This is a genomic window from Vibrio sp. JZG10, from assembly GCF_054064075.1.
Map to the genome: position 1 here is coordinate 174,248 of NZ_JBSUGE010000012.1, position 15,841 is coordinate 190,088.

15 protein-coding genes are annotated in these 15,841 nt (G+C 43.5%); 6 read left to right on the top strand and 9 right to left on the bottom strand.

The window, feature by feature from the left end; translation table 11 throughout:
- Nucleotides 1-3: 3 nt before the first annotated feature.
- From ACWYVB_RS14645 to ACWYVB_RS14660, 4 genes are read right to left on the bottom strand one after another with little or no spacing between them, the layout of a single operon-like run.
- Nucleotides 4-690: an AAA family ATPase gene (locus ACWYVB_RS14645; protein ID WP_457529315.1), complete on the bottom strand. Its 687-nt coding sequence runs from the start codon at nt 688-690 to the stop codon at nt 4-6.
- Entirely contained in the window at nt 690-2,792 is a 2,103-nt protein-coding gene (locus tag ACWYVB_RS14650) for an SLBB domain-containing protein (RefSeq protein WP_048626371.1), read from the bottom strand. Before ACWYVB_RS14650 ends, ACWYVB_RS14645 begins: the two co-directional genes overlap by 1 nt.
- Nucleotides 2,789-3,655, bottom strand: a complete 867-nt coding sequence (locus ACWYVB_RS14655; protein ID WP_046875254.1) for an OmpA family protein — start codon at nt 3,653-3,655, stop codon at nt 2,789-2,791. The genes ACWYVB_RS14650 and ACWYVB_RS14655 overlap by 4 nt, the downstream gene beginning before the upstream one ends.
- 26 nt (nt 3,656-3,681) lie before the next feature.
- Nucleotides 3,682-4,002, bottom strand: coding sequence for an STAS domain-containing protein (locus tag ACWYVB_RS14660; protein WP_005394270.1), 321 nt, complete (start codon nt 4,000-4,002; stop codon nt 3,682-3,684).
- A gap of 424 nt (nt 4,003-4,426) precedes the next feature.
- Between ACWYVB_RS14660 and ACWYVB_RS14665 the strand changes: the two genes are divergently transcribed.
- Nucleotides 4,427-5,272: a DNA ligase gene (locus ACWYVB_RS14665; RefSeq protein WP_046875255.1), complete on the top strand. Its 846-nt coding sequence runs from the start codon at nt 4,427-4,429 to the stop codon at nt 5,270-5,272.
- A 12-nt stretch (nt 5,273-5,284) separates the two neighbouring features.
- Here ACWYVB_RS14665 and ACWYVB_RS14670 read toward each other — a convergent pair whose 3' ends face one another.
- Nucleotides 5,285-6,286 (bottom strand): DUF3080 domain-containing protein, encoded by a 1,002-nt coding sequence (locus ACWYVB_RS14670; protein ID WP_457529318.1) that lies wholly within the window; start codon nt 6,284-6,286, stop codon nt 5,285-5,287.
- A gap of 133 nt (nt 6,287-6,419) precedes the next feature.
- Nucleotides 6,420-7,790, bottom strand: a complete 1,371-nt coding sequence (locus ACWYVB_RS14675) for an MATE family efflux transporter (protein WP_005396222.1) — start codon at nt 7,788-7,790, stop codon at nt 6,420-6,422.
- Between the two features lie 394 nt (nt 7,791-8,184).
- On the opposite strand from ACWYVB_RS14675, the gene ACWYVB_RS14680 reads away from it, so the two are divergent.
- On the top strand, nt 8,185-8,796 hold the full coding sequence (locus ACWYVB_RS14680) for a riboflavin synthase (protein ID WP_054867079.1): 612 nt from the start codon (nt 8,185-8,187) through the stop codon (nt 8,794-8,796).
- 75 nt (nt 8,797-8,871) lie between these two features.
- On the opposite strand, the gene ACWYVB_RS14685 is transcribed toward ACWYVB_RS14680, so the two are convergent.
- A complete protein-coding gene (locus ACWYVB_RS14685) occupies nt 8,872-9,066 on the bottom strand; it encodes a CPXCG motif-containing cysteine-rich protein (RefSeq protein ID WP_005396219.1) in 195 nt (64 codons plus the stop codon).
- A 253-nt stretch (nt 9,067-9,319) separates the two neighbouring features.
- Nucleotides 9,320-10,186, bottom strand: coding sequence for a fructosamine kinase family protein (locus ACWYVB_RS14690; RefSeq protein WP_005396217.1), 867 nt, complete (start codon nt 10,184-10,186; stop codon nt 9,320-9,322).
- A 224-nt stretch (nt 10,187-10,410) separates the two neighbouring features.
- On the opposite strand from ACWYVB_RS14690, the gene ACWYVB_RS14695 reads away from it, so the two are divergent.
- From ACWYVB_RS14695 to ACWYVB_RS14705, 3 genes are all read left to right on the top strand, one after another.
- On the top strand, nt 10,411-11,385 hold the full coding sequence (locus ACWYVB_RS14695; RefSeq protein WP_457529322.1) for a response regulator: 975 nt from the start codon (nt 10,411-10,413) through the stop codon (nt 11,383-11,385).
- Nucleotides 11,385-12,347: a GGDEF domain-containing protein gene (locus ACWYVB_RS14700; protein WP_005396213.1), complete on the top strand. Its 963-nt coding sequence runs from the start codon at nt 11,385-11,387 to the stop codon at nt 12,345-12,347. The genes ACWYVB_RS14695 and ACWYVB_RS14700 overlap by 1 nt, the downstream gene beginning before the upstream one ends.
- Before the next feature lie 190 nt (nt 12,348-12,537).
- Nucleotides 12,538-12,882, top strand: coding sequence for a DUF3802 family protein (locus tag ACWYVB_RS14705; protein WP_005396212.1), 345 nt, complete (start codon nt 12,538-12,540; stop codon nt 12,880-12,882).
- Between the two features lie 44 nt (nt 12,883-12,926).
- On the opposite strand, the gene ACWYVB_RS14710 is transcribed toward ACWYVB_RS14705, so the two are convergent.
- Nucleotides 12,927-13,421 (bottom strand): NlpC/P60 family protein, encoded by a 495-nt coding sequence (locus ACWYVB_RS14710; RefSeq protein ID WP_005396208.1) that lies wholly within the window; start codon nt 13,419-13,421, stop codon nt 12,927-12,929.
- A 134-nt stretch (nt 13,422-13,555) separates the two neighbouring features.
- On the opposite strand from ACWYVB_RS14710, the gene ACWYVB_RS14715 reads away from it, so the two are divergent.
- Nucleotides 13,556-15,574, top strand: a complete 2,019-nt coding sequence (locus ACWYVB_RS14715; RefSeq protein WP_457529324.1) for a methyl-accepting chemotaxis protein — start codon at nt 13,556-13,558, stop codon at nt 15,572-15,574.
- Nucleotides 15,575-15,841: the final 267 nt, after the last annotated feature.

Below are 15,841 nucleotides of genomic sequence, written 5' to 3' on the forward strand. Positions count from 1 at the left end.
TCCCTATAACATAAACAGTTCACTTTTCTTAATTTGTTGAGATATCTTTTCTTTCCACTTTTTGGGTAAAAAGCGTAGCTTGGAAACTTGGCGGATCAACTCATCTTTCAGGCTAGGTGTATGCTTCATATTCAGCACGGAACCAATCAAATTCGCATCGCTAGCATCAAGTAGTTTTTTGGCTTGTTCGAGTTGGGTTGCCGTCGTAGAGCCATAATGTGCGACTAATAAGGTGGCATCACATACGCCCGCAATCACTTGAGGGGCAATATTGCTTCGGTTGACACTCAGAAGTGGAGATGTGTCTATCACGACGCGCTCGTATTGCGTTAACCACTCTGCAATATTGCGCTTCATCATTGTCGGGTCTCGGTACGCCAATTGAGTGCTGGCGAGAGATGGAGCAGGGAGACCGACTAAGGTTTGATGCGTATTTTCTCTTGTGATCAGGTGGCCAACTTTTTCGGCATCATCAAACTCGTGAATGGTGCGATAAGCGGGCTTGAACAGGTTAAGATCCACATACAAAGTATTGTGCCCAGCTAAAACCAGACGCTCTGCTAGAGATGAAGCCACGGAAGTGACGCCGTCTTCAGACTTACAACCCACAACACAAATCGTTTTGTGGCCTTTCTGTTCACTCTGGAGATAAATTTGCTCAATCTCAGCGTGAGTGGCTGGAATAGTCATTACAACGCTCCTATTAACACGATGGTTGTGGTGATTTGTAGAATATCTCTTAATCCGGCTCTCGCTTTTTCAGCAAAGCTTTCGTCTTTATGTGGAATGTAAATAGTGTCGCCTGCACGGATGACTGGTAAATCATAAATGTTGGCGGTTTTGCTAAAGTTCACCAAATCAAATGTTCGAGCTTGGCCCTGACAGCAAGACATGTTGACCACACTGATTTTTTCAAGATACGCATTGTTTGTCGGGCCTCCTGCTTCGGCCAGCAAGTCAAGTACCGTCATGTTGTCATTAAATACATAGCGCCCAGGGTCTCTTACTTCACCTAATACACGCACGGTGGATTCTTTGGAGCGATCCAACCAGTTTTTGTTTTTTTCCGGAATGTAAATGGTATCGCCGGGACGAACGTGGGGCAGAATAGACTCATCGCCCGTTTCAAAGTACATCGACAAATTCAATTTACTCACTTTGGCATAGCCTAGGCCACGGTGCGTCACACGAATATTGTGAATATCGGCATCCATTGTTGGTCCATCGGCGGCAGATAAAATATCCAGAAAGTGCATCTCTTCGGTAAAGCGATAGCGGCCTGGGGCATTGATTTGACCGAAAACATATATCGAGGCATCAGAGCTCTGGCTTACCCATTGCGATTTGTTGTCTGATGGATCGTCAGGTAATGCATGGACTCTTACTACCGTGCCAGCAGAAACTCGGGGCAGATTCGATGTTGGTGAGCCATCTAAAATGTATTGATCTAAATCGAACTGTGTCATTTGACCATTATTGGCGACTTCAATTTTGGTGGTGTCAGCTCTACGTGTTGGGCCGCCAACATGCGCAAGCAGATCAATTAAATCCATTTCGTCTGACCATTCAATACGTCCCGGGCGCACGACTTCTCCCATCACAGCGACCGCTCGACTTGGCGCCACTTTTAGCCATGACTTCTCGTTGAAATCGGTTTTCTCAGGGACGAAAATCGCGTCGCCAGGTCCGACATTCGGTGGTCTAACCGAAGACAGCCCCTCGGTATGCGCGGTTAGGTCGAATTTGATGACCTTACCATCGGCTTTTATGACACGAATTTGGCGAGATTCTGCATAGCGAGTAGGCCCGCCTGCATTGGCGAGAATATCCATGAAGCTAGCGTCTTGCTTTCCTTCATACGCGCCAGGGTGGGCAACTTCACCCATGACATAAACCACATTTGCACCCGCTTTGATTTCTTCTTCCTGTTTTGGAACAAAGATGGTGGCACCCGGTAGGATTTCTGGTAGTAAGCTTTGATCACCCGTATCCAGATACTTTTTTAGATTAAACATGGTTGGGTTGTTATTTGTGATCACGCGAATTTGCTCAACACTAGCATATCGTGTTACGCCGCCAGCTCTCATCACGACATCAACGAGCGTGGTGTTCGGTTTGTAAGAGAATGAGCCGGGAGCATTAACTTCACCAAAGACTTTGATGGCACGAGCGGAGTCTGCGCTATCGCCTGAGTTCGCGAGTTTTGCTGCATCAAATTCTTGCTCAATATTCCCAACGAGTGGAGATGCTGGAACAAACAGTACGTCCAGCGATTCCAATTTCGGGAGCTGGCTATTATCACCAGTATCAAGGAAACGTTTGTAGTCAAACTCGATGTTTTTGTCGCCGCGTTTAACGATCATTTTATCGAGCTGAGCACCAGCGCGAAGGCCGCCAGCTTCGTATACAAACATTTGAATGTTGGAACCTGAAGGTAAGGTATATTCCCCGGGTTTGACCACGTAGCCTTGGACTGACACTAATAACTGTTGTTGTTTGATAAAGACTCGAGCGTTGTTTACGTCACGATACACGGTTTTTAGCGTTTCGATAATCACGTCTTGGAGCTGTTGTTCATTATATCCAGCAACAAATACAGGGCCGACTTCCGGTAAGTTAATACGCCCACGGCGATCGACTTGAAACCCTTTATTTAAAGACGCTTCTCCAGGTAGGTTAATCTGAATTAAATCGCCAACCTTAACAGTATTGTTTCCATCTGCTGACGAAGTAGGTACCCAAGCAACCAAGCACAAAAGAACTAAGGTGATAAATGGTTTCATCGTGTTCATAGCGCACCTCCTACAGATAGATTGCGATTTACTGAGGTATCGCTATCTGAATTAGGGCTAATAACCTCGATGCTTACGCGGCGATTGGTTAAACGCACGGCAGGTGTTTCACCCTCGTAAAGCGGCAGGCTATCTCCCACAGATTTGGTGGTTACGCGTTCTGAAGTGATGCCAAATACAGTCAGGTAACGCTTCACTTGTTCTGCACGCGCTTGAGCGAGTTTCTGGTTGTAATCTGGTGAGCCAGTGACATCGGCATGCCCAGTCACCACAAGAGTTAGGTTAGGGTGGTCACGTAAAATGTAGGCAGCTTCTGCCAAATGTCCCATGTACTTTGGATTAATTTCTGCTGAATCGACAGCAAATTGATTATCAATATTGAGGAGTGCATAAATTTCAGCGACGACGTTCAAATCGCTACGCAATGCTTCAATATCATCGGGTGGCGTACAAGTGGTTTGGCTTAATACATAGTCGAGTTGCTGTTCAAGTTGGTTTAAACGTCGACGCTGAATCACCAGGTCGTTAGCAGCATCGAGTAGAAGTCCGCCTTCTAACTCACGTGCGATTCTGTTTTGCTTCTCAAGTGCTTGCACGACTGCTGCAGGAAAGCACCAGCGTGCGCCTTCTTGAATCAACGCGTCTAGGTGCAGCTTGGTGAGTTGCCAATCAAACCTCAACCCATGCTCTGGACCTAACGGTTCATCGGGCATGACTGGGGAAAACTGATAATTTTCAATTGAGATATCTTGATAGTTTTCCGCCAAGCCACCTTTTCCGTGGTCTGGGTAGTCAAACGACGAACAACCAAACATGCCGACAACAAGACCGCTTACTACATATCGTCGTATAAGATTTACCATGCCAACCTCCGTTTAAACCGGTATTTTTAGTGTCCTTTTGAGTTAACGGGAATAGCATGGTTAATACGAAGCAAGCTCATGATTTCTAAAGGTTGGCCTGATACGTTTTCAATACTCATGCTTCTTTCACGTTCAACTAGACGCTTATATAAGTAAACAATGGCACCAATCCCTGAAGAATCAAGAAATTGGACGTGCTGTAGGTTAATTTCGACTTCTTTGTGATGATTGTCGTGAATTACTTCATCAATGTGATGTTGTGCTTGTCGACAGCCACTTGCGTCTAAGTCACCAAAAAATTCAATGGCTAATTTGTCTTGATTAATTTCTAGTTTGCGTAATTCCATGACTCTATCTCCGTTTGTTTTCTCTACTTGGGTATAGAGCAGGTAACGTGCCAAATTTAAATGCAAATAAAATCAAATGGTTATGATTTTTTGATAATGTCATTCAAATTGAGAAGGAATAGGTTCTCAATTTGAGAATCAAAAACGCATAGACAAACGGCTTGGTTCAGGAGAGATGTCGAATTAATATCGAGCGCTAAAGCAAGAGTCTCATCGAGATTAGGTTGTGACTTGATTTGAGACTCCCCCATCTTATTGTGAACAATGTGTAAATATTAAATGCAAAATCTGTCTAAAGTTTATGATTGTCCTTGCAAATCATTACTTAAGTTGATTGTTCTGAGTCGAAGAATGACTAGTAACAAATAGGTCATCGAGAGGAGTTACGGTTCAATAAAGGCGCTTTTTTGTACAAGGTCTTCTTATGCCATTAAAAATGACATTAATCGCGCTGGCTGTTATGACAGCGTCTTCGCAGCTTCAAGCTGATACTTCTCTCACACCTCCAGTTTCTCTTGCGCAAAGCTATCAAGATGGTATCGATGTATCTGAATACTGGTATAGCGAAAAACTCGACGGCATTCGCGCCTATTGGACCGGACAACATCTCGTGACGAGAAATGGTAACCGAATCTACGCTCCAGATTGGTTTATAGATTCACTACCTGACTATCCGTTAGATGGTGAGCTATGGGCGGGACGAGGCAATTTTCATCTCGTACAACAAACGGTTTTGGATAAAACGCCTGTGGAGTCAGCTTGGCGAAACATTGATTTTATGATCTTTGATATGCCGTATTCTGCTGGTGATTACCGGAAGCGTTATTACAACATCAAAGACTTAGTGCTCGAAGTAGACCAACCTCATATCAAATATGTCGAACACCGAGCGATCCAAAATGAAGCTCACCTGTTTGCGCAATTGGATAAGATTTCAATATCCGATGGTGAAGGGGTGATGCTACGTAAGGTATCAAGTCGTTATCAAGCTGGACGTGGTAGTGATTTACTTAAACTGAAACGATACGCGGATGATGAAGCGCTAGTCGTGGGCTATAAGCCAGGCACGGGGCGTTTATTGGGTATGATGGGGGCGATGTTAGTTCGCTTACCCGATGGTACAGAGTTTTACATTGGTAGTGGGTTTACCGATGAAGTGCGTCGTCAGCCTCCGAAAATAGGTTCAACCGTCACGTTCAGGTACAACGGTTTTACTCATACCGGTAAACCACGTTTTGCCCGATTCTTGCGTGAGAGGCTGAAGGAATAGAGCGCTCTGCACTTACTCGCTGCCAACGGTTACGCCGCACCGCTTGAAGAGACCCTGCCAAAACTGAACGTGGTTTAGGGTTTCTTGTCTAAAGGTTTTGTGTGCTTCTTTTATGCCATATTGATGACCATGAAGTTGCATACGCTTTTCTATCAAGGTGGCACCATCATGAAGTTGCTGATAGGTACTGTCTAAATAGGCTAAGTAAGGTTGCACTTCTTCAACGTAAATAGATTGGAAGACATTTCTTAGGTAGCGGAACTGGGTCACGTCTCGGTTTGGCCCGCACAAAACATTATTCTGATGTTGTTCAAGTAACTGAGTCGTAGCTTTGAGCCAGTGAGAAGCGTTTATCATCGAATAGTAAAGTCGTCCGATTAAACGAGATTTCTCTAGCTCTTCTTGATACTGCACAATCTCAATATCGGGCAGACGTGAAATGGCGCGATGAGGTAAGCCGTACATTTCACTGAAAAGGCGATAGACGTCGTTAATACGTGCAACATCATTTGGTGTTTCTTGAGATAGCCAATCCGACGCCGTTAGCTGCTTTTGCATTGCATCACTCGCGAGTAGCAAGTTGTCAAGATGAGTACCTAAATGCTGCCACTTAGTCGAATAAAGCTCTGTCAATGTAGCGCGTTCTTCATCGCTAAGCGGAAATTCGGATAGACATCGATTCATGACTCGTAACAGTGAAGTTTGGTAATCAAAATCATGAAATGCATCCTGCACCTTACCAAGCTGTGAGTTTTTTTCGGCAAGTAGATTGAATAATCCACACTGGCGTAATTGGTAGCTTTCTAGTAAACCAATCGATAGCCTTGGAAGTGGCTCGAATAAGTCACGTTTTGCAGGTATGGTCACCGTAGGTTGTGATTCGATTGGAAGAGTAGGAGCGTCCAACACATTGGCGACACGTTGGTGATACTTGTCAAACATTGCTCTTTCTGGGTTGAACCAGTTATCGCAACCGTTAAGAAACAAGACTAAAAACAATAAAATAGACCGCACAAATATCCTTTTTATAACTTCGTATTCGTCACCAAAAGAGCAGGCTGAACTGGCTCACAAGCTTGTTATAAGTATACTCAACAGCGTTATTATTCGATCAAAAAAGCCAGCGTGTGCTGGCTTTTTCTTATTATCACTGAACTGAAAAGTTCAATTGCACCTCTGGTTCTTGGCGGTGCATCCAGCGCATTCTTACCCCTAACATAAGTGCGGCAGAAGAAAGGCCGATGATAAAGCCTAGCCAGAAACCTTGCGCTCCCATTGGCTCGACGATCCAGTCTGTGCGGCCAAGGACGTAACCCATTGGTAAACCAAGAATCCAGTAGGCGATAAACGTACGGTTGAAGATGGCTCGCATATCTTTATAGCCACGCAGTGCACCTGCCGCGATTACCTGAACTGCGTCCGTACATTGATAAACAGCAGCAAATACGAGCAGTTGCATCGCTAGAGTGATGACCTCTGGGTTGCTAGTGTAAAGTTCGGCGATCCATTCACGAGACAATACGGTTAATATCGCTGTAAGAACAGATAAACCTAGACCAACCATTATGCCCACTCGTGAAGCAACGCGAGCGCCATCTACGTTTTCTTCGCCAAGTCGATGGCCGACACGAATGCTCACTGCGGCACCGATACTCATTGGAAGCATAAATACCAACGAAGAGAAGTTAATCGCAACCTGATGCGCAGCAACGATGATTGGTCCTAATGGTGATACCAATAATGCAACGACAGCAAATAGTGTCACTTCAAAGAACAGCGCTGCTGCAACAGGAAAGCCGAGTCTGAACAGACGAACTTGCGCTTTCCATTGTGGTCGATGCCATTCACCAAATAAGTTGATGCTTTTAAGTCGATCTGATGTCATCACATAAAGCAATAGTAGGGCAAACATGACCCAGTAAACAATCGTGGTTGCGACACCACAGCCAACACCGCCTAATTCAGGTGCGCCAAACTTGCCATACACGAAAATCCAGTTTAGAGGAATGTTGAGCAGTAAACCGATAAAGCCAATGACCATTGCTGGTTTCGTCAATGACATACCATCCGTAAAGCTTCTAAGCGTTTGAAAAAGCAAGAAAGCAGGCACTGCTAAGATAACAGCATGAATGTATCCCACTGTTTTTTCTGCCATCAGCGTTTCAACATCCATAAATCCGAGAATAAATTGGGTTTGAAGCAGCACTGCAATAATCGGCACACTGATCAACAATGCCAAAACGACGCCTTGTTGAATTTCAAACGGGATTTTTACTCGACGACCAGAGCCATTTAACTGTGCGACAACAGGGACTAACGCCATTAACAAACCCACACCAAATAAAATGGATGGAAGCCAAATACTTGAAGCGACAGAAACCGCAGCCATGTCGGTGGCACTAACGCCTCCGGCCATAACGGTATCAACAAACCCCATACCAGTTTGAGCAACAGATGCGATCAATACCGGGGTCGCCAATTTGATGAGACTTGATGCTTCTTCTTTATAGCGATGCACGAAAAATACTCCAGAGCGGAACAATAAGTTGAAAGAATGAGAGCGCTCGAGGACAAAAGATGTGGTGAACTGATCTGATGGTTGATTTTAGTCACGATAAGGTGAAAAAATGCCTCGGAGAAACTCCGCGCAAATGATAAACAATTGTATGTTTATATTCCATAGTTAGGTTGCGAATAGTGGATAACACTAACTTAATGCTCGCTAAGCTAAGGATACGCTAATACTGAGAGCTGTAATAAATCATGTTAATGTTAGAAGCGTGTATGAGAACAAGGCTCCATTTTTCAATAGGTCGTTGCTCTATAATCTACAGGTTTGATCTCGATACACAGTGCTGTGCTTAAGGCTCTGTCATCGATTGCAGCTTGTATGAAATCAATAGGTAAAAAGAATGTTTACAGGAATAGTTCAGGGTACGGCTAAGGTCGTTAAAATTGATAAAAAAGAACGCTTTCAAACGCATGTTGTCGAGTTAAGCGATGAGCTTTGTAAAGGATTAGAAATAGGGGCATCTGTCGCTCACAATGGCTGCTGCCTGACCGTGACCAATATTAATGGCAACCTTATCAGCTTTGATTTAATGCAAGCGACATTGGCTCTCACCAACTTAGGCGAGCTAGTTGAAGGTGACAGCGTAAACATTGAGCGAGCTGCCAAGTTTGGTGATGAAATTGGCGGACACAGCATGTCTGGCCATATTAGTTTGATGGCTGATATTGTCGAGATCATCGATACGCCTAATAACCGCACGATTTGGTTCCAACTGCCGCAAGAATCAATGAAATATGTGTTAGCGAAAGGCTATATCGGCTTGGATGGTTGTTCTTTGACGATTGGTGAGGTTGAAGCGTGTCGTTTTTCAGTACATCTAATTCCAGAAACCTTGCAACGAACACTCTTTGGAGTAAGACAAGTAGGGGACCGCGTTAATATCGAGTTTGACCCTCAGACTCAGGCCATAGTTGATACTGTTGAGCGAGTTCTCGCAGCAAAACAGCTTTAGAATGATAAAAAGGAGCCAAGCGCTCCTTTTTAATTCAAGTGACTTTGTGTTTCCAACGCTTACATGCTCGAGTTGTTATTCGTAATTGTCATCAATAAACAGTTCGACTTTATCTTGCAGCTCATCTACTCGCATATTTAAGTGAATGGCATGGCAACAAGCTGGGCAATCATCATAAAACTCTTGGTCACCATTACTTGCATCTAGTGTAATGCCGATTGAATGTCCACAATGGGGGCATTTGACATGCCTTTCGGTATAATTTTTCATACAACAACTCCTAATATCGCAGGGCTTTTAAACACTCTATTCTTTAAGGAAGTACAGCCCTTCACTTACTTTGCCTACAAGGAAAATAGGCACAATCCAAAGTTAAGTCTCCTTTGATATTAGGTGGAGTTGTTGCTAATTGAGTCGAAATAAGTATAAAACTTGACCTCAAACTCAACCTTGAGCTTAGGGTCATTTTCTGTAGTGATGTGCCTCGAGGTTTTACATCTTGAAATATGCAGTGGCTTCCAAATTAATAAGAAATAATTTTATTAATAACTTGTTGAGCCTGCTCCAAGTAATGGCCGCCAAATAAATTGCAATGGTTGAGAACATGGTAAAGGTTATAGATATCTTTACGCTCTTGATAACCAGCAGAAAGTGGCATAACAGATTCATAACCTTGATAAAATTCCGGTTGAAATCCACCAAAAAGCTCAGTCATCGCAATATCACACTCCCTGTCACCCCAGTAGCAGGCGGGGTCGTAACAGATAGGGCCACATGCCGTGAGAGCCGCATTCCCATTCCATAAATCGCCATGCAGCAAGGAAGGCTCTGGAGCATGGTTTGCTAGCAGTTGTTTTACGACATCTATAAAGTCGTCGATATCAACTAAAGTGACGCCTTTTTCTTTGAGGAGCTGTAATTGCCATCCTATGCGTTGTTCAGCAAAGAAGACACACCACTTCTTGTGCCACTTATTGGGTTGTAGAGTGGACCCGAGATAGTTATCCGTATCAAAACCAAATTCCTTTTGCTCGCCCCATTGATGAAGGTGAGCTAATTGCTGTCCTAATTTAAAGCTGTTTGGGCCATCTTCTAATGGCTTTGTTGGAAGGTAGTTAAGAATTAGGAATGAGGCATTTTTGGTTTTACCAACCAACACAACCTCTGGAACAAATAGGGTAGATGTCTCACGCAAAAGATGCAGACTTTCTGCCTCAACTTCAAACTTAGACAAAAACTCGCGATCGTTAATTTTCACGAAATAGCGCTGTTCGCCGTCATTGATCATGTAGCTTTCACTGATATCCCCACCAGACAGTCTTACTTTTTCCGTGATCTGGTACTCGAATAATAAAGTATCAGAAAGCTGTTGCGATATTGCTTGCCACATACAAAACCTCGCGAATCTATTTGACCACCAACAGTTTAGGATAAAAAGCAAGGTGTTGGCGCTACGTTGAGCATACTTCGTAAAGAAACCTTCCTCTCAGTGTAGTCAATTTGTATAAATGTGAATCAAATCGCTTATAAGCCTCTGATTTGTCGGCATAGCATATGGAGATGAACGTATACAACAGGTATTATTATTTTTTTGACGTTAGTTCCATTGGTGACATGAAAATACTGATATGTGATGACTCAGCGGTTGCAAGAAAGCTCATTGCGCGCTCCATCGTACAAGATACATCATTGCACCTGATCGAAGCTCAAGATGGGTATGAGGCGCTAAATATTCTTGCGGAGCAAAATATCGATATTTTGTTTCTCGATTTAACGATGCCGATCATGGACGGTTTTGAAGTCCTTGAGTCATTACCTGTTAGTCATTACCAGACTAAAATCGTCATTATTTCTGGAGATGTTCAACAAGAGGCAAAACAGCGCTGCATAGAGCTAGGTGCTCAAGCTTTTATCGCTAAGCCTCTGACAGAAGAGCAGGTGATACCGCTCTATGAACAATTGGGGCTGCACTATGCGTTCAAGCCTAGCCATTCGATTGAGCCTAAAAGCCAGATTTGCGAGGAGTTCTCCTCATTAGCTAAATTCCGCGAGATTGCAAACATTGCACTTGGTAAAGGGGCTGCGATTATGGCAGACCACTTACACGAGTTCATCCAACTTCCTGTTCCACATGTTGGTCCGTTATCCTATGGCGAACTTCATATGACGCTTGTCGACGTTGTTGGGCGTGATGGCTCCGTCGCGGTTGCGCAGAGGTTTGTTGGTGGCGGTATTCATGGTGAAGCTCTGGTGTGTTTACGTGGTAGAGACATCAATCAAATTGGTGAGAAGTTAGGCTATCTGCTTGAGTTTACACCTCATAATGAAATCATTTTGAATATCTCGAACTTACTGGTTTCTTCATTTCTCACATCGTTAGGGGATCAGCTCGACAAGCAATTCTCACTTCGTCAGCCAGGCATTGTGGATACGTTAACGCCTTACTGTGAAGAGCAGGGTGAATTAGGTGAGCTGTTTACTATCGAATACACCTACATGGCAGAAGCGCTCGATTTTGAGTGTGAGGTACTGTTTTTAATTGATAAACCATCCGTAGAAATTATTTATGAAATCATGGAGCTAATCTAATGTCCGATATTACGCTGGACATAGCAGACTTTCATTGGGTCACACAAATTCTCGATACGATGGACTCAGGGCTTATCGTGTTGGATCAAGAGTATAAGGTCTGTGTGTGGAACAGTTTTATGCAGTCATACAGTGGCGTTCTGTCACAAGAAATCCTTGGCCAATGTTTATTTGATCATTTTGAAGAGCTGCCAAAAACTTGGCTAGAAACCAAGATAAAAACCGCCGCCGATCTGGAAACTCGTTCCTTCTCTAGCTGGGAAAATCGGCCGTACCTTTTTAAATTCAACAATTTTTCTCCGGTTTCAAACAGCAGTGATTTCATGTATCAAGACATCGTAATCACCCCGTTAATTGGGCTCTCAGGAGAGGTCAGTCACATTGCTATTCAAGTGAATGATGTCTCTGAAACGGCAAGAAATCGCATTCATTTGAAAGAAACAAATCAACATTTGTCTGAAATCAGTCGCAAAGATGGTTTAACAGGTTTATTTAATCGTGCTTATTGGGAGCAATCGCTGAAAGAAGAGTTTGCTCACCTAAAAGTTATCGACGGACCATGCTCATTAGTAATATTTGATATCGACCACTTTAAAAAAGTGAATGATACCTATGGTCACCCGACGGGAGATGAAGTCATTCGTCGTACTTCTTCGTTATTAAGAAAGACAGCAAGAAGCAGTGATGTGTGCGGTCGTTTTGGCGGAGAAGAGTTTACGGTATTGCTTCCTCATACGAATCAAGAACAAGCTTGCTATTTCGCGGAGCGTTTACGTAAAAGAATTGAGCAAGAGATCGTGAAAGTGGAAGATTTTTTGATTAATTACACGATAAGTATTGGTGTTTGCGAGTATAAACCTTATTTTGAAACTCACACTCAATGGTTAAAGAGTGCCGATGCTGCGTTGTATCGTGCAAAAGAAAACGGTCGTAACCAAACTTGTTTGCATGAAAATGACTGAAATACAAAAAGGTTTGAAGAAACCCTGTATCCGAACGCAGTGAGGCAAAGCGCAATTGTTTGAAAAACATCCAGTTGGTTCGTGAATGTTTGTTAATATGAAATAAGTTAATGAAATTTTCTCGGCATGTCTTACTATTGAAACTATTCCGCTTTCAGCTTCGAAGGCTTGCAATAAACGGAGAAAAACAGTGGTTTTAGAAACCGATGGATATCTCGCTCTTATCGAGCACTTGTCGCTAAATCTAGATATTTTCACGACTGAAATTGGCGACACTGGATCCGAAAGCATCGAAGATGTCGTCACCGATATGGTGGCTTCAAACATCATGGCGATCTTTGAGCAAAACCCAGAGCTTCACTCAAGCGTACGCTTCAAATTACTAAAAGAGGCGGATGCGGTTGTTGAAGATCTTGGTGAGATATTGGCTGGTGTATGGCATAAAAAAGCGACTAATGAACAGATCACGTTCCTTGATGAATACATCGCTTTGGTTAAAAACCTATTCGATACTGCCGTTGCTACTTACGATTGATATTGTTTGATACCAGTCATCTCCAACTCTAAAAGTAAGAAGAGTTACATTGTAACTCTTCTTACTTGCCAAAACTTAGATGCCCAGTATGGGTTGTCGATTCTTGAAATGATCACACCTTTAGACGTTGACGCATGCATGAACTGCTTGTTACCCAAGTAAATCCCTACATGATAGGTCGTCCGTCTTGTCTTAAAAAACACCAAATCTCCTTGTTTGGCGTCCGTCCAATTTAATTCCACACCTTGTTTCGATTGTTGTCTCGTTGTCCTGGGTAACGATAGTTGATAAGCCTCGACAAAGGCTTTTTGCACAAATGCCGAGCAATCAATACCAGATTTTTGTGTGCCGCCTAAGCGATAAGGTGTGCCATGCCATTCTGTATAAAACTGGAACAAGTCAGGGTTATTGTCCAATAACTGATTTGTAGGTGTTGTCACTTGCACTTGCTCGCTAGGTTCAGGCCCCGAAGAGCAGGCGCTTAGTAGCACACTGATTATCAAAGGAAAATATACTCGACGCAAATCACCACCTGTCATCTCTACGACTCACAACTGAAATATTAGTGTCATAACCAATCCATAGTATGGGCTGCAAATCACGGTTTTGTCTCACAAATGTGACGGAATCACTGCAAAACCGATTCAACCTTAAGAAAGAATAAAAATTGATTATGGCAAAGCGAAAACGCTCACGCACATCACTTTCACTGATTCAGGCTGTTAGTGCAACATTTTTAACTATCATAGCTCTTGTTATAGCCCTTTCTGTCTCAAGTTTCAAAGGAATGGAACAGGTAGGAGAGCAATTTGAAGACTTGTCGCAAAAAGCGTTACCAATCGCGATGGCGAACGCAAAGTTAACCAGGAATGTATTGGAGATAGTTAAGCTACTCAACCATGGTATGCAAATTACTGAGCCAAAAGAGTTGTCTCTAATAAAAGAGCAAATCGATTCACTTGCGACTCAAAGTAAAAGTTTGGTTGGAGAAGCTTCTGGTGTTGCTGAGCAACTCTCTAAGGAGTTAGATACAAATTTAGCGCGTTTACATAACATCACGCAGTCCATTTTACTGAAGCAATCTTCAGTGATAAAAATTCAAATGGATATTGATGCAGGGGTTGGTGGGTTCCGCTATGGGCTCAGCTCTATCGGCCCGGAAATGAATCGAATCAGCTCGTTTCTTAGTGCCGAAAATCCTGAATCGAGTGATGCCGCCAACCGATTTATTGCCTCAGCGAGCTCAATGGAAAGCACGTTCTTAGTAATGATGATGCATTCTGAACTGAGCAAAGCCGAAAAAGAATACCGAGAAATGCGTAACCGTATTGCAGGTATTAATCTCGCCTATGAAGATTTCCAGTCTTTACATCCAGAAGTAAGCGAATACGCAAGCCTAACGGCACCGTACGAGATGGTGAAGCAAGGCTTTAGTGAAAAGGGCGTGCTGCGTTTGATCCTCGCCAAACTAGAACAAGGGGAATTGCAACGTTCAGAGTTTAAACAGGCTTCGATTCTTGCGGATGAAACCATGCGGTTGCTTGATCAAATATCACAAGCTGCTGGTGAGTTGATTGCGGATAAAGAGAGTGTGGTCAATGAGACCATTGAGTCAGTGAGTGTTATGATCGTTTTTGCAGCGTGTGTGATTTCTTTCATTATTCTGATCACTTGGTTCAGTCTGAAGTCATGGACAAACCGAGGGTTAAGAAATGTACTAACGCGTCTTTCCGCACTTACCGAACATGACTTCCGTGACAATGCACAAGAGGTTGGTCCTTATGAGCTGAAAGAAGTAGCAAGAAAACTAAACCAAGTGATTGATTCAACAAACAACTCTATCCAAACAGTTACACGTAACTGTGAGACGCTTTATCAGACAGCCGAAGTAAGCCACAGCGCAGCTGAACAAACGAGCGATGGGTTGACGACACAAAATGAAGCGTTGGCGAGCATGATCACGACCATTACGCAACTTGAAGCCTCCATTCGTGAAATAGCAACAGTGACAAATGCCTCGTCACAGGACTCGATGCTTGCTACCCAGCACACTGAAAAAGGCGTTCACGTTGTGGAACAAAACCGTGAACGTTTGGAATCACTTGAAAGCTCTTTGGATATGAATGAGCGATCTATGTTAGAACTAGACCAGCGTGTTAAGCAGATTCGTGAAATGGTCGACATGATCAGTGGTATTGCTGACAACACAAACTTGCTTGCTCTCAACGCAGCAATAGAAGCCGCTCGAGCTGGTGAACAAGGGCGTGGGTTTGCTGTTGTCGCGGATGAAGTCCGCAAACTAGCAAGTGATACTTCTCAACAAACAACGAACATCCGAGCAATGATGAGCGAGCTTATTACTGCCGCAGAGCGTTCGCGCCAAGCAGTCAATGATTCAAGAGAAGAAATGGCCCACGCACTGCAGTCCAGCAATGAAGTGAAATCGACATTCTCTGATATCAACCTCGCGGTTAAGCACATTCAAGAGCGTGTTGAGCAGATCTCTGTTGCCACGGAAGAGCAAGAACGTGCGACGGCAGATGTATCTCAATCCATTACCCATATTTCTGACCTTGGCGAACGTACAAAGCTGCAGCTTGAGTCTATGGTTGAGAGTTCTGAGCAAGTGGCGGAAATTGCAGGGCATCAACAAGCGATGTTGCATAAATACGAGCTACATCAGTCCGCATAAGTGACATGTTTTCATCTTCTAAAAGCAGAACTTCGGTTCTGCTTTTTTGTTGCTTCTACGCCCCCTCTGATTGCTATTCAAATCGCAAAAGTGAGTTATATCGCATCTTGCTCATTTCTTAAGGGCTGAGTTATCACTACGTGGTGTTAATGGTATCTCGGTGAAACAAGATGGCTAGAATGTTGTCCGAGTTCAAAGGAATTGATAATGCAACTTCATGCGATTCCTTTATATCCAGAACAAGCCAAAGCTTTCTGCTTAAACAAC

Coding starts and splice junctions, on each gene's coding strand:
- ACWYVB_RS14695 (WP_457529322.1), top strand. CDS start 10,411: ATGAAAATACTGATATGTGATGACTCAGCGGTTGCAAGAAAGCTCATT.
- ACWYVB_RS14690 (WP_005396217.1), bottom strand. CDS start 10,186: ATGTGGCAAGCAATATCGCAACAGCTTTCTGATACTTTATTATTCGAG.
- ACWYVB_RS14685 (WP_005396219.1), bottom strand. CDS start 9,066: ATGAAAAATTATACCGAAAGGCATGTCAAATGCCCCCATTGTGGACAT.
- ACWYVB_RS14665 (WP_046875255.1), top strand. CDS start 4,427: ATGCCATTAAAAATGACATTAATCGCGCTGGCTGTTATGACAGCGTCT.
- ACWYVB_RS14660 (WP_005394270.1), bottom strand. CDS start 4,002: ATGGAATTACGCAAACTAGAAATTAATCAAGACAAATTAGCCATTGAA.
- ACWYVB_RS14645 (WP_457529315.1), bottom strand. CDS start 690: ATGACTATTCCAGCCACTCACGCTGAGATTGAGCAAATTTATCTCCAG.
- ACWYVB_RS14700 (WP_005396213.1), top strand. CDS start 11,385: ATGTCCGATATTACGCTGGACATAGCAGACTTTCATTGGGTCACACAA.
- ACWYVB_RS14710 (WP_005396208.1), bottom strand. CDS start 13,421: ATGACAGGTGGTGATTTGCGTCGAGTATATTTTCCTTTGATAATCAGT.
- ACWYVB_RS14680 (WP_054867079.1), top strand. CDS start 8,185: ATGTTTACAGGAATAGTTCAGGGTACGGCTAAGGTCGTTAAAATTGAT.
- ACWYVB_RS14650 (WP_048626371.1), bottom strand. CDS start 2,792: ATGAACACGATGAAACCATTTATCACCTTAGTTCTTTTGTGCTTGGTT.
- ACWYVB_RS14655 (WP_046875254.1), bottom strand. CDS start 3,655: ATGGTAAATCTTATACGACGATATGTAGTAAGCGGTCTTGTTGTCGGC.
- ACWYVB_RS14715 (WP_457529324.1), top strand. CDS start 13,556: ATGGCAAAGCGAAAACGCTCACGCACATCACTTTCACTGATTCAGGCT.